This window comes from Sphingomonas bacterium, from assembly GCF_028292945.1.
Lineage (GTDB): Bacteria > Pseudomonadota > Alphaproteobacteria > Sphingomonadales > Sphingomonadaceae > Sphingomonas.
Genome location: NZ_JAQGLJ010000008.1, coordinates 60,051 through 72,915, shown reverse-complemented (window position 1 = coordinate 72,915; position 12,865 = coordinate 60,051). Strand labels below are relative to the sequence as shown.

General features: G+C 67.9%; 9 protein-coding genes. 4 read left to right on the top strand and 5 right to left on the bottom strand.

Annotated features, from left to right (window positions below; genetic code table 11):
- Window positions 1–9 precede the first annotated feature (9 nt).
- The 4 genes from JWN21_RS01285 to JWN21_RS01270 all read right to left on the bottom strand — a co-directional run bounded on the left by JWN21_RS01285 (window position 10) and on the right by JWN21_RS01270 (window position 5,343).
- A complete protein-coding gene (locus JWN21_RS01285) occupies window positions 10–804 on the bottom strand; it encodes a thymidylate synthase (RefSeq protein ID WP_299645588.1) in 795 nt (264 codons plus the stop codon).
- Window positions 805–875: 71 nt separating this feature from the next.
- On the bottom strand, window positions 876–1,571 hold the full coding sequence (locus tag JWN21_RS01280) for a class I SAM-dependent methyltransferase (RefSeq protein ID WP_299645586.1): 696 nt from the start codon (window positions 1,569–1,571) through the stop codon (window positions 876–878).
- 71 nt (window positions 1,572–1,642) lie between these two features.
- Window positions 1,643–2,770 (bottom strand): peptide chain release factor 2, encoded by a 1,128-nt coding sequence (gene prfB, locus JWN21_RS01275; protein WP_299645585.1) that lies wholly within the window; start codon window positions 2,768–2,770, stop codon window positions 1,643–1,645.
- 71 nt (window positions 2,771–2,841) lie between these two features.
- Window positions 2,842–5,343 carry a transglycosylase domain-containing protein gene (locus tag JWN21_RS01270; protein ID WP_299645583.1) on the bottom strand — a complete coding sequence of 834 codons (2,502 nt, stop codon included), beginning with the start codon at window positions 5,341–5,343 and terminating at the stop codon, window positions 2,842–2,844.
- 101 nt (window positions 5,344–5,444) lie between these two features.
- Here JWN21_RS01270 and JWN21_RS01265 point away from each other — a divergent pair, with 101 nt between their 5' ends.
- Window positions 5,445–5,858 (top strand): hypothetical protein, encoded by a 414-nt coding sequence (locus JWN21_RS01265; RefSeq protein WP_299645582.1) that lies wholly within the window; start codon window positions 5,445–5,447, stop codon window positions 5,856–5,858.
- Window positions 5,859–6,006: 148 nt separating this feature from the next.
- On the opposite strand, the gene JWN21_RS01260 is transcribed toward JWN21_RS01265, so the two are convergent.
- On the bottom strand, window positions 6,007–7,194 hold the full coding sequence (locus JWN21_RS01260) for an N-acetylmuramoyl-L-alanine amidase (RefSeq protein WP_299645581.1): 1,188 nt from the start codon (window positions 7,192–7,194) through the stop codon (window positions 6,007–6,009).
- Window positions 7,195–7,708: 514 nt separating this feature from the next.
- Between JWN21_RS01260 and JWN21_RS01255 the strand changes: the two genes are divergently transcribed.
- From JWN21_RS01255 to JWN21_RS01245, 3 genes are all read left to right on the top strand, one after another.
- Window positions 7,709–10,561 (top strand): Rne/Rng family ribonuclease, encoded by a 2,853-nt coding sequence (locus JWN21_RS01255; protein WP_299645579.1) that lies wholly within the window; start codon window positions 7,709–7,711, stop codon window positions 10,559–10,561.
- A gap of 235 nt (window positions 10,562–10,796) precedes the next feature.
- On the top strand, window positions 10,797–12,161 hold the full coding sequence (locus JWN21_RS01250) for a M48 family metalloprotease (protein ID WP_299645578.1): 1,365 nt from the start codon (window positions 10,797–10,799) through the stop codon (window positions 12,159–12,161).
- Entirely contained in the window at window positions 12,152–12,859 is a 708-nt protein-coding gene (locus JWN21_RS01245; RefSeq protein ID WP_299645577.1) for a DsbA family protein, read from the top strand. The genes JWN21_RS01250 and JWN21_RS01245 overlap by 10 nt, the downstream gene beginning before the upstream one ends.
- Window positions 12,860–12,865 lie beyond the last annotated feature (6 nt).

Below are 12,865 nucleotides of genomic sequence, written 5' to 3'. Positions count from 1 at the left end.
GGAGGGGAGTTACACCGCCACCGGCGCCTTGATGTGCGGCTGCGCCTCGTACCCATGCAGCACGAAGTCCTCATACTCGTACGCGTCGATCGCGGGCGCCCGCCGCACAATCTCCAGCCGCGGCAGCACGCCCGGCTCGCGTTTGAGCTGCAGCCGCGCCTGGTCGAGATGATTGAGGTACAGGTGACAATCGCCGCCGGTCCAGACGAAGTCCCCGACCGCCAGCCCGCACTGATCCGCCAGCAGATGCGTGAGCAGCGCATAGCTGGCGATGTTGAACGGGACGCCCAGGAAGATGTCGGCCGACCGCTGATACAGCTGCAGCGACAGCTTGCCCTCGGCGACATGCGTCTGGATCAGGCAGTGGCACGGCGCCAGCGCCATCGCGTGCAGATCGCCGGGGTTCCAGGCGCTGACGATCTGGCGGCGCGAGTGCGGCTCGGTCCTGATCTGCTCCACCAAGCCTTCAATCTGATCGATGTGCCGCCCGTCCACCGTCACCCAGTCACGCCACTGCTTGCCGTACACCGGGCCAAGCTCGCCGTCCGCGTCCGCCCACTCGTTCCAGATGCTGACGCCGCGCTCCTGCAGCCAGCGGACGTTGGTGTCCCCGCGCAGGAACCACAGCAGCTCGACGAAAATAGAGCGCAGATGCAGCTTCTTGGTCGTCAGCACGGGGAAACCAGCCTGAAGATCGAAGCGCATCTGGTGCCCGAACACCGACAGCGTCCCCGTCCCCGTCCGGTCCGCCTGCCGCGATCCGGTGTCGAGCACGCGCTGCATGAGATCGAGATATTGGCGCATCGGATCAGCTTAAGCGAGCGGCGGGTGAGTCGCCACCCATATCCCCTCTCCCGCCTGCGGGAGAGGGAGAGTTACACCTTGCACCCCTTGACCGCGCGCGGCTCCGGTTGCGGGCCTGCGACCCGGAACGTCGCCATATAGCCGCCTGCCGACGTCATCTCCTGCCGCGACGCTTGTTGATACCCGACCGCCGCAAACTCGCAGGCAAGCAGGGCCGGCGGCGTGCCGTGATTCTGGGTCGGCCGGTCGGCGTCGACCACCACCACCAGCCCGTCCGGCTTCAGGCTTGGCCGCAGGCGCCACAGGAACTCATAGGGTTGCTCGATCTCGTGGTACATGTGGACCATCAGCACCCGATCGAAGCTCGCTGCCGGAAGACGCGGATCGGCGGGCGACCCCAGCCGCACGCTGACATTCGCAAGCCGCTCGCGCGCGACGCGCTGCGCCAGCGCGTCGCGGGTGGTGGAGATGATATCCTGCGCCAGCACCCGGCCCTCGCGTCCGACGCGGTCCGACAGGCGGATGGTGTAATAGCCCTCGCCGGCGCCGATGTCGGCGACCGTCATGCCCTTGGCGATGCCGGCGCGGTCCATCACCGCCGCCGCCTCGTTGACGCGATCACGCGCCTCCTCGGTCGACCAGCGCGACGAGACGATTCCGGCCACGGGCCGGTCGGCGGCGGGGAACGGCCCCGGCGGCTTCGCCTGCTGCTTAAGAAGCGGCTTGGCCCCGTCGCAGCCGGCGAGGAGGAGAAGCCCCGCTCCCATAACCGTTCGTGTCGAGCGCAGTCGAGACACCTGGATCCAGCTTCTCGACTTCGCTCGAAGCGAACGGTGGGTCACTCCACGTCCTCCACCGCCACCTTCTCGCCCGTCACGCGCTGCGACAGCGCCGCCGCCATGAAGTCGTCGAGATCGCCGTCGAGCACGTCGCTCGGCGAGGTGGAGGTCGCCCCCGTCCGCAGGTCCTTCACCAGCTGATACGGCTGCAGCACGTACGAACGGATCTGGTGGCCCCAGCCGATATCGGTCTTGGACGCGTTCTCGGCATTGGCCGCCTGTTCGCGGATCGCCAGCTCGCGCTCGTACAGCCGTGCCCGCAGCTGGTTGTAGGCTTCCGCCTTGTTCTTGTGCTGCGAGCGCTGGTTCTGACACTGCACGACGATGCCGGTGGGAATGTGCGTGATCCTCACCGCGGAGTCAGTCGTGTTGATGTGCTGTCCACCCGCGCCGCTCGCGCGATAGGTGTCGATGCGCAGGTCGCTTTCGTTATATTCGACCTGGATGTCGTCGTCGACGACGGGATAGACCCAGACGCTGGCGAAGCTGGTGTGCCGCCGCGCGGCGGAGTCGTAGGGGCTGATCCGCACCAGCCGATGCACGCCGCTCTCGGTCTTGGCATAGCCATAGGCGTTCTCGCCCTTCAGCAGCAGCGTCGCCGATTTGATCCCCGCCTGCTCGCCAGCGTGGCTGTCGACCAGCTCCACCTTCAATCCGTGCCGTTCGCCCCAGCGCGCGTACATGCGCTGCAGCATCCCCGCCCAGTCCTGGCTCTCGGTCCCGCCGGCACCGGCGTTGACCTCGATATAGGTGTCGTTGCCGTCCGCCTCGCCGGCGAGCAGCGCCTTGACCTTGTCGCGATTGGCGCGGGTGGCGAGCTCGGCCAAGCTGGCGACGCCGTCGGCCTCCATCTCAGCGTCGCCTTCCGCCTCCGCCATCTCTATCAGTTCGGCGGTGTCGGACAGCTCGCTTTCGATCGCGCGGGTGGCGGTGATCGCCTCGTCCAGCCGGCGGCGCTCACGCATCACCTCCTGCGCCGCCTTGGGATCGTTCCACAGCGCCTGGTCTTCGACGCGCGCGTTGAGCTCGTCCAGCCGCCGGAGCGCGCGATCCCAGTCGAGAAAGCGGCGCAACAGCGCCAGCGCCTCGTTGATCTGCTCGACATGGGCCTGCGCCTCGGCGCGCATCGGGTATTCCTGACTTGGTGAGTGCCCCCAGCCTTACGGAGGGTGGAGGGAAAACGGTGCCTGCGTGCGACTTAGTAGATGCCTTCCTGCTTCTGCAAGGTGTCGCTGGACGTCGGCGCCGCGCGACGGCGACCGGGCGCAGGAGTGGGGGCCGTCTTGGACGGGGTCGCAGAGGCCGCCTCGCTGCGGCGGCTCGCGCGGCGCGGCTCGCTCTCGGGCTTGAACGCCTCCCAGATCACCCCGGATTTCGGATCGGCGGACGGCCATCCGCCGAACACCGGCTGCCCGCTCATCCGATCGATCCGCACCATGCGCACGCCGGCGGGCGCACGGAACGGCATGACCTCCATGCCTTCGTACGCCTTCACCGCGAACTGCTTGAAGATCGGCGCCGCGAACGTCCCGCCCTGCACCCCGCCGAGCGGGCGCGGCTGATCGTAGCCGATATACAGGCCGCCGACGAATTGCGGCGTGCCGCCGATGAACCAGACGTCGTTGGGGCCGGTCGTCGTCCCCGTCTTGCCGAAGATCGGACGGTTGAGGTCGCGCAGCACGGTCGCGGTGCCACGCTGGATCACGCCCTCGGTGATGTGCACCATCTGAAAGGCGGTGATCGGGTCGATCACCTGCCGGGTGCGCGGGCTGGGACGGGGCATCGGCTGGCCGTTCCAGTCGGGCGCGTTGCAGCCGTCGCACGCGCGCCAATTGGCCGGCCAGATCACCTTGCCATGCCGGTCCTGGACAAAGTCGATCAGGCTGGGCTCATGTGCGCGACCCTGATTGGCGAGCGTCGCAAAGGCGTTCACCATGCGCAGCACGGTGGTGTCGCCAGCACCGAGAGAAAAGGACAGATAGGGAGGATAATCGCCCACGCCCATCCGCTTGATCGTGTTGGTGACCCGGCCAATGCCGATGGTCGCGGCGGTGCGCACGGTCATCAGGTTGCGCGACTGCTCGAGTCCCCAGCGCATCGTCTTGGGCCCCGCACCGCCCTGGTTGTTGAAGTTGCGGAAGCATTTGTTGCCCAGGTTCGCGCCCTGATAGACGCAGAACGGCCCGTCGACTATGATCGACGCGGGGGTCATCCCGTTCTCCAGCGCACTGGCATAGACGATCGGCTTGATCGTCGAGCCCGGCTGGCGCAGCGCCTGCGTCGCGCGGTTGAACGACTGGATGCGCGCGTCGAACCCGCCCTGCATCGCCAGCACACGCCCGGTCGCCGGCTCCTCCACCACGAAGCCACCCGATACCCTGGGCACGGAGCGTAGCGCAAAGGCCCGCCCCGCCGGCGCGACCGCGATGACGTCGCCCGGCTTGAGCGCGGCGAAAGCGGTGCCCCCCACGCCACGACGCGGCATCTGCGCGTTACCGGCGGGCAGCGTGCCCTTCACGCCGGTCGTGAAGCCGATCTCGGCGGAGTTCCCGACACGCGAGATCACCACCGCCGCGCGCCAGTCATTATAGTCGAGCGCGATATTCGTGTTGAGCAACGCCTGCAACCAGCCGCCGGTTTCCCAGTTCGACCCGGGTTTCAGCTCCTTGATCGGCCCGGACCAGCCGCGTCCGCGCTCGTACCGGGTCATGCCGTCGCGCAGCGCCTGCTGCGTCAGGTCCTGCAGCCTTCCGTCGAAGGAGGTGCGCACCCACAGCCCGCCGGCATAGACGCTGAAGGGTCCATCGCGATCGGTCTCGCCGTATCGGCCGATGAGCAGCCGGCGGACCTCTTCGGTGAAATAGCTGCCTGCGCGCTCGTTCTTGGGGGGCTGACGCGGCTGGGTGCCCAGCGGCTCCGCGCGCGCCGCCTGATACTGCGCTGCCGTGATGAACTCGTTCTCCTGCATCGCGCCCAGCACCCAATTGCGACGCTCGATGGCCCGCTGGGGGTGGCGCACGGGATCGTAGTTCGATGGGCCCTTGGGCAGAATGGCCAGGTAAGCCATCTGCGCGAGACTCAGATCGACCAGGCTCTTGTCGAAATAGGCATGCGAGGCGGCCTCCACCCCGAACGCATTGCGACCCAATGCGATCTGGTTGAGGTACAATTCCAGAATCTGCTGCTTGGAAAGCGTTGCCTCGATCCGATAGGCAAGGATCGCCTCGCGTACCTTGCGGACATAGCTCACCTCGTTCGACAGCAGCAGGTTCTTGGCGACCTGCTGCGTGATCGTGGACGCGCCGATCGGCCGCCCGTCGCTGCGCATGTTGGTGACGAACGCGGAGAGGATGCCCAGATAGTCGACGCCGCCATGTTCGAAGAACGTCTTGTCTTCCGCCGCCAGGAAAGCGTTGATCAGCGGCTTGGGATATTCGGCGAAGGCCAGCTCCACCCGCCGCTCGCGCGCATAGGATTGGATCGGCGTGCCGTCGCCGCCGCGGATGTTGGTCGGCAAGGGTGGTTCATAGGCACGCAGCTTCTCGACCGACGGCAGATCGCGCGCGAACAGCAACCAGCCGGCGAGGATGGCCAGGCCGAGGAGGAGAAACCCCCACGCCCCCAGCTTGCCCAGCCGCCTGACCCACGGGCGCTGCGCAAAGGAACGGACCGGAGCGGGAAGGGAAAACGCATACGCCATGACTGGGCAAGGCGTTAGCAGGTTCGGGCGCTGGAGGAACAGCCTTCCGCTCGGCACAACCTCCCAGAACAGCTAAATCCGATGCAACGCGGTAGACGGCGATGCACGCGCTTGAGCAGATTACAATTTCCGTCCCGACCGACATAGCGGCGTGTCTAAGGCGCAGCGTCATCGAGGACGGCTACGAGTCAGAAGGGCAGATTGTAACGGAGGCCTTGCGCGACCGAGCTATCCTGCTGCGGTCCGATGAGGCAAAGTCGGCGTGGCTGCGCGCTGCCGTGAAGGAAGGGGAGGAGAGCGGTCCTGGCATCCCGGCGGAAGAGGCGTACGCGGAAATTGAGGCGCTCATCGCGTCCTATGAAATCGCGCGATTGAAGCCGCTTCAATACTCACCGCGTGCGCTACGCGACCTACGTTCGATCGCTGACTACATTGGCAAGCAGGTCCGGCGCGAGCCATCAGCTTCGTCGCCGAACTCAAGGTCAAGGCGCGTTTGGCAGCCGAACGTCCCGTGAGCTTCCGCCTGCGGAATGATCTCAGCCCGGACTGCGAACGGCTGTTCACGGCCATCATCTTCTTCTGTTCAGGGAGATTGACGGCATAGTCCGCATCGAGCGCATCATGGACGGCGCGCAAGATCTCGACGGCGCCGGCTTCAATTGATCACCGCGCCGCCAGCCGCTTGGCGAAATGCACTTCCACCGCGCGCGTCACGCTCTGGGCGATCCGCTCGCGTCCACCGTCCGACGCCAGGAACTCCGCATCCTGGCGGTTCGAGATATAGCCGGTCTCGAACAGCACCGACGGCGTGTCGGGCGCCTTCAGCACCATCAGCGACGCCATGCGATGGAAATTGTCCTTGACCGGCATCAGCGGGCGCGCCTCGCGGCCGAGCAGGCGGGCGAAACCGGCCGAGGCGTTGATCGTCTCGCGCTGCGCCAGATCGATCAGGATCGACGACACATCGGCATGCTGGTCCAGGTTGACGCCCGATATCACGTCGGCCTTGTTCTCGCGCGCCGCGAGCCGAGCCGCTTCCTTGTCCGATGCGACCTCCGACAGTGTGTAGGCGGTGGCGCCCGTCGCGGTCTCGGTGCCGGCGCTGTCGCAATGGATCGAGATGAACAAATCCGCCTTCAGCCGCCGCGCGATGCCGAAGCGCTCGCGGTGGAGGATGTAGCGATCGTTGTCGCGGGTCAGCGCCACCCGCACCCGCCCGCTGGCGAGCAGCTCGTCGCGAATGGCGCGCGCGATCTTCAGCGTCGCGTCCTTCTCCTTTAGTCCTGTGTGCGGGCTGATCGCGCCCGGGTCGACGCCGCCATGGCCGGCATCGATCACCACCAGCGGGCGGCGGTCGTTGCCGTCGACGCGCGGCAGCGGCGTCGCCTTCGTAGCCGCCGGCACGGGAACGGAGATCTTGTACTTCGGCCGCCGCAGGCCACCCAGATTGAAGGGGAAGTAATTGGACGTCCCCGCCTGCGCGGCGGCGGCGAAGGTGGCGGGCGATGCGGCCTGAATTTGCAGCGTCAGCTCGCGTCCGCCGCGCTCGAACTGCGCGTCGCCGATCACCGTCGGCTCGCTGAGGTCGAACACGACGCGCGCGCCGACGCCGGTCCGCGACTGCGTCACCCGCGTCACCGGCCCCGCCGCCACCCCGCCGCGCCCCGGCGTCGCATTGGATATGTCGAGCAGAATCTGGCGCGTGCCGGCGACGATCGTGCTGGCGGCATCGGTGACGGGGCCGTCGAACTTGACCACGATGCGATCGCCCGCGACCCGGACGCTTTCCACCGTCGCGGCCCATGCCGAGCCGGGGAACATCGCAACCGCAACCGCAAGCAGGCTCAGCATCCCGCGTGTCTGCCGCGGGCGCGCGCCACCCGTCCAGCGAAAAGCCCAGCTAAAGCCCATGAACACCACCCTTTTGCTGGCGGCCTGCTGACCGTCGTTCGCAAGGAGGAGTAGCCAGCCGGGAGCGACCACCTGCTTCACAGGCAAGGTTAAGCCGACGTTCGGCATGCATTTGCCGCCGGTCCGGCAAATCCGTTCCGGTTGCGGTACGTCGGCGGCGGTGCTAGCGGTGGCCGCAGCGTTCGCGCGTGCCCTGTTCAGGCCGCAGCGCCGACGCTCTCACGGCCGCGCTTTATCTGGGCGGCCAGCCAGGTTGACGCTCGCATGTCGCATCCATCCCGTTCGCATGACCTTCCGGCCCCGGCCGGTGGGCGCGCGGGCGTGCGCCGGTTCGGCGATGGGACGCGAGCAGACGCACTTCACGTAAACCGCGTGCGAGGCACACGCTTCGCCGCCCCCTACCGACTCGCGCATCCGCCCTTTGGGAGCAGGACGCGCGTGTGGAGAACCACCAATGACCACGCGTATGCTGATCGACGCTCGCCACCGGGAAGAAACCCGGGTGGCGGTCGTCAAAGGGAACCGGATCGAGGAATTTGATTTCGAGTCCGCCGAGCGCAAGCAGCTCAAGGGTAACATCTATCTTGCCAAGGTAACTCGCGTCGAACCGTCGCTGCAGGCGGCGTTCATCGATTACGGCGGCAACCGGCACGGCTTCCTCGCCTTTTCGGAAATCCACCCCGATTACTACCAGATTCCCAAGGAGGATCGCGAGGCGCTGCTCCGCGAGGAGGCCGAGCATGCCGCCGAGGAAGCGGAGCTGCGCGCGCGCCACGACGCCGACGAGGATGCCGACTACGGCAACGACGGCGGCGATGACGACGACGATCACCACGACGAGGTGACCTCGCTCGGCGACGACGAGCCCGACCATGCCGAGGACCATGACGCGGAGGAGGAAGGCACTTCCAAGAAGCCCCGCGACGGCGCCCGTAATGGCGACGAAGTCGAGGCGCTGCGCCAGCGCCGCATGAACCTGCGCCGGCGCTACAAGATCCAGGACGTGATCCGCCGCCGCCAGGTGCTGCTGGTCCAGGTCGTCAAGGAGGAGCGCGGCAACAAGGGTGCGGCGCTGACCACCTACCTCTCGCTCGCGGGGCGTTACTGCGTGCTGATGCCCAACACGTCGCACGGCGGTGGGATCAGCCGAAAGATCAGCAACGCGGGCGACCGCAAGCGGCTGAAGACGATCATGGCGGACCTCAAGCTGCCGCCGTCGATGGGCTGCATCGTCCGCACCGCCGGGCTGCAGCGCACGCGCACGGAGATCAAGCGCGACTTCGACTACCTCGCCCGGCTTTGGGACGGTATCCGCGAGACGACGCTGGAAAGCTCCGCGCCGGCGTTGGTCTATGGCGATAGCGACCTGATGAAGCGCGCCATCCGCGACATCTATAATGCCGGTGTCGACGAGGTGATCGTCGAGGGCGAGGAAGGTTATCGCCAGGCCAAGGAATTCATGCGCCTGTTGATGCCCAGCCACGCGCGGCGCGTGAAGCAATATGCAGACGCGGTGCCGCTGTATCAACGCGCCGGTGTCGAGGATCAGCTGGCGGCGATGTACAACCCCGTCGTGCAGCTGAAGTCGGGCGGCTATCTGGTCATCAACCCGACCGAGGCGCTGGTCGCGATCGACATCAACTCCGGGCGTTCGACCCGCGAGCACAATATCGAACAGACCGCGACCGCGACCAACCTTGAAGCGGCGCAGGAGATCGCGCGTCAGCTGCGGCTGCGCGACATGGCGGGCCTCGTCGTCATCGACTTCATCGACATGGACAACGGGTCCAATGTCCGGAAGGTCGAGAAGGCGATGAAGGAGGCGCTGAAGGACGATCGCGCCCGCATCCAGGTCGGCCGCATCTCGTCGTTCGGCCTCATGGAAATGAGCCGCCAGCGGCTGCGCACTGGCGTGCTGGAGGCTTCGACCCGCATGTGCCCGCATTGCGAGGGCACGGGTCTGGTCCGTACCGCCGCGTCGGCCGGTCTGTCGGCGCTGCGCATGATCGAGGACGAAGCCGCGCGCGGGCGTGGCTCGCTGCTGACGCTGCGCGCGTCGCAGGAGGCGGCGATCTATGTCCTCAACCGCAAGCGCGCGGACATTGCCGAGATCGAGGAGCGCTACGGCGTCCAGGTCCAGATCCTGCCGGATCGCGAGGAAGAGGGCGCCCGGATGGTGGTCGAGGCCGCCGGCCCGCCGCCCGCGCACGCCCCGCGCATCGAAGCATTGGTGATCGAGGAGGAGGACGACTTCGAGGACGAGATCCCCGAGGAGATCGAGATCGAGGAGGAGGACGCCGACGAGGAGGAGGCCGACGAGACCCAGCCGCGCCAGCGCGAGGAGCGCCCGGCACGCGACGAGAACGGCGAAGGTGGTCGCAAGCGTCGCCGCCGTCGTGGTCGCCGGCGTGGCGGACGCCCCGAAGAGGGCGAGCGTGAGGAAGGTGAGCGCGAGGGCACTGGCGAAGCTGGCGACGAGGTCGGCGAGGAAGCCGATGCCGACGGCGACACCGCAGACCGTGCGGAGCCGGAGTTCGTCGGCGAACAACCGCGCGAAGACGGCGACGGTAGCCGCCGGCGCGGACGTCGGCGTGGACGGCGCGGCGGTCGGCGTCCGGAAGGCGAGACGGCTGGCGAAGCTGAGGGCGAGCTACCGACCGAGGCCGAACTCCCGCTGGACGATGCGGACGTCGACGGCGCTGGCGACAGCGGGCCGGAGTTGATCGAAGCCGCCGATGCGGGTTACGTCGTGAGTCCGCTCGACCTGCCCACGCGCGAGGAGGACGCCAAGCCCAAGACGCGCCGCCGGTCGCGGTCGCGCGCCGCCGCCGAGAACGTCACGCTCGCGGACGAAGCGCCTGCCGAAGCGCCGGTTACCGAGGCAGCGGAGCCTGCCGGCGAGGAGCCGACCTTCGTCGGCGAGGCTCCGGTCAAGCCGCGTCGCTCGCGGCGGAAAGCTGCGCCAACCGACGCCGGACCGGCTGACTCCGAGGCCGGGGAGACTCCGGTGGAGCCGGCGCCGGAACTGGCGATCGAGCCCCCGGTCGCCACCGACGCGGAGGAAAAGCCGAAGCGCCGCTCGCGCCGCAAGGCCCCAGTCCAGAGCGTCGAGGCGATCGAGGCGCAGACCGGCGGGGAACCGGTCGCGTCGGCCGTCGAAGCGCCGCCGGCGCCGGTGAACGAGACGACGGGTGACACGGACAACGCGACGCTCGCCACCGGTCAGGACGGCACGCTCGCCGAGGACGCGGAAGCCGATGCGGGCCCGGCGCGCCGCGGTTGGTGGCAGCGGACGTTCGGCGCCTAAGTAAACGCCACCGTCCACAGGGGTGATCAGGCGGTAGCTTGCGTCACCCCTTCCCTCCCGGCGGAAGCCGGGGTCGAGTCGGCCGCGCCGCGGACTGGGCCCCGGCTTGCGCCGGGGAGGGGATATTCGCATTGCGCCTCGGGGGCCCACCGGGCGTCTCGCTCTCCTTCACCCCCCATTCACCCCCGGCCGCACACCTGTCCCCTGCCCCCGAAATGTGCGAACGGTCCCCCTCATGAAGCGTCTCGTCGCCGCCCTCGCCACCGTGGCACTTGCCTGGGCACAGCCCGCTGCGGCGCAGTCCGTGCTGCGCGATGCGGAAACCGAGGCGTGGTTTGCCGCCATGATGGCCCCGCTCGCCAAGGCTGCCGGTCTGGGCGAGCGCGACATCAAGGTCGTGCTGATCCAGGACGATCAGATCAACGCCTTCGTCGCCGGCGGTCAGGTGATCTACATCTTCTCGGGCCTGATCCAGGCCGCCGACAACGCGAACGAGGTGCAGGGCGTGCTCGCGCACGAACTCGGCCATATCGCGAACGGTCATGCGGTGTTCAACGCGGGCGGGCAGCAGGCGATGGGCATCTCGCTGCTGTCGATGGTGCTGGGCATCGCGGCGATGGCGGCGGGCGGTGGCGAGGCCGGCGCGGGTATTCTCGCCGCCGGACAACAGGCGGCGCTCGGCAAGTATCTCGCCTTTTCGCGCGTGCAGGAAGCGACCACGGATGCCGCCGGGCTGAAATACCTCACCAGCGCCGGCGTCACGGGCCGCGGGCTGCTATCCTTCTACAAGAAGCTGCAGCAGCAGACGGAATACCGTTACGGCAGCGCCAACATCGACCCGTACATGCAGACGCATCCCTTGTCGGGTCAGCGCATCGCGACGCTGACCGCCGACGTTCAGGCGTCGCCCGCGTTCGCGACCCGTCCCGACGCGGCCAACGAGGAGCGGTTCCGGCGCATCAAGGCCAAGCTGCAGGGCTATTCGCAACCGGCCGCACGCACGCTGCAGGCGTTTCCGGAGACCGATCGCTCGATCTACGCCCATTATGCGCGCGCCTATGCCTATCACAAAAGCGGCTACCCCGACAAAGCCGACGCCGAGGCGGCGGCGCTGATCCGCGCCAAGCCCGACGATCCCTATTTCCTGGAGGTGCAGGGCCAGGTCCTGCTGGAGGCGGGCAAGCCGCTCCAGGCGCTTGCGCCCCTCAAGTCCGCCACCGAAGGCTCGCGATACAACCCGCTGATCGCGACGACTTATGGCCATGCGCTGATCGCGACCGAGGACAAGGGTCTGTATCCCGAAGCGACCCGGGTTCTGCGCATCGCGGTCGCGCGCGACGACAACAATCCGTTCGGCTGGCTGCAACTGGGCACCGTGTACGAGCGCACCGGCGACACCGCGCGCGCGGCGCTCGCCACTGCGGAACGCGCGCATATCACCGGCGACCACCGCACCGCGCGGAGCAGCGCGCGTTATGCGCTCGCCAATCTGCCCGCCAATACGCCCGACTGGCTGCGCGCGCAGGACATCGCGATGACCGCGCGCAACGAGCTGTGCGACGACAAGAACAAGAGTCAGAACAAGAAGCTATGTCGGTAGGCAAGGCGACCCTGCCGCTGGTGGCGGCCGCCGGCGCGCTGCTCGGCGCGGGCGCGATGTGGGCCGCCGATCGCGGGCAGCCAAGCGGCGATATCGGCACCGAAGTGCGCGCCTATCTGCTCGCCAATCCCGAAGTGATCCCCGAGGCGATGGCGAAGCTGCAGGATCGCGAGACCGGCAAACAGGTCGCCCCCATCCGCGACGCGATCGTGCGCCCCTATCGCGGCGCCTGGGCCGGCAACCCGAAGGGCGACGTCACCGTGGTCGAGTATTTCGACTATAATTGCGGCTATTGCCGGTCGAGCCTGCCGGTCATCCAGCAGCTGATCGACCGCGACCCGCAGGTGCGCGTGGTATTCCGCGAGCTGCCCATCCTGTCCGAGACGAGCCGCGCCGCCGCCGGGGTCAGCCTCGCCGCCGCCGCCGCCGGGCCGAACCAGTATCGCCGTTTCAACACCGCGCTGTTCGCCGCCGGCCCGGTCAGCCCGGCAACGATCGCGAGCGCCGCCGCCGCCGCCGGGATCGACCCCGCGCGCGTTCCGGCCGATGCCGACGCGGAGATCCGTCGCAACCTGGAGGTCGCGGGCACGCTCAGCCTCAGCGGCACCCCCAGCTGGGTGGTCGGCAACCGCGTCCTCTCCGGTGCTCAACCGCTCGACGCGCTGGAAGCGGCGGTAAAGGCGGCACGGGCAAAATAAGGAACG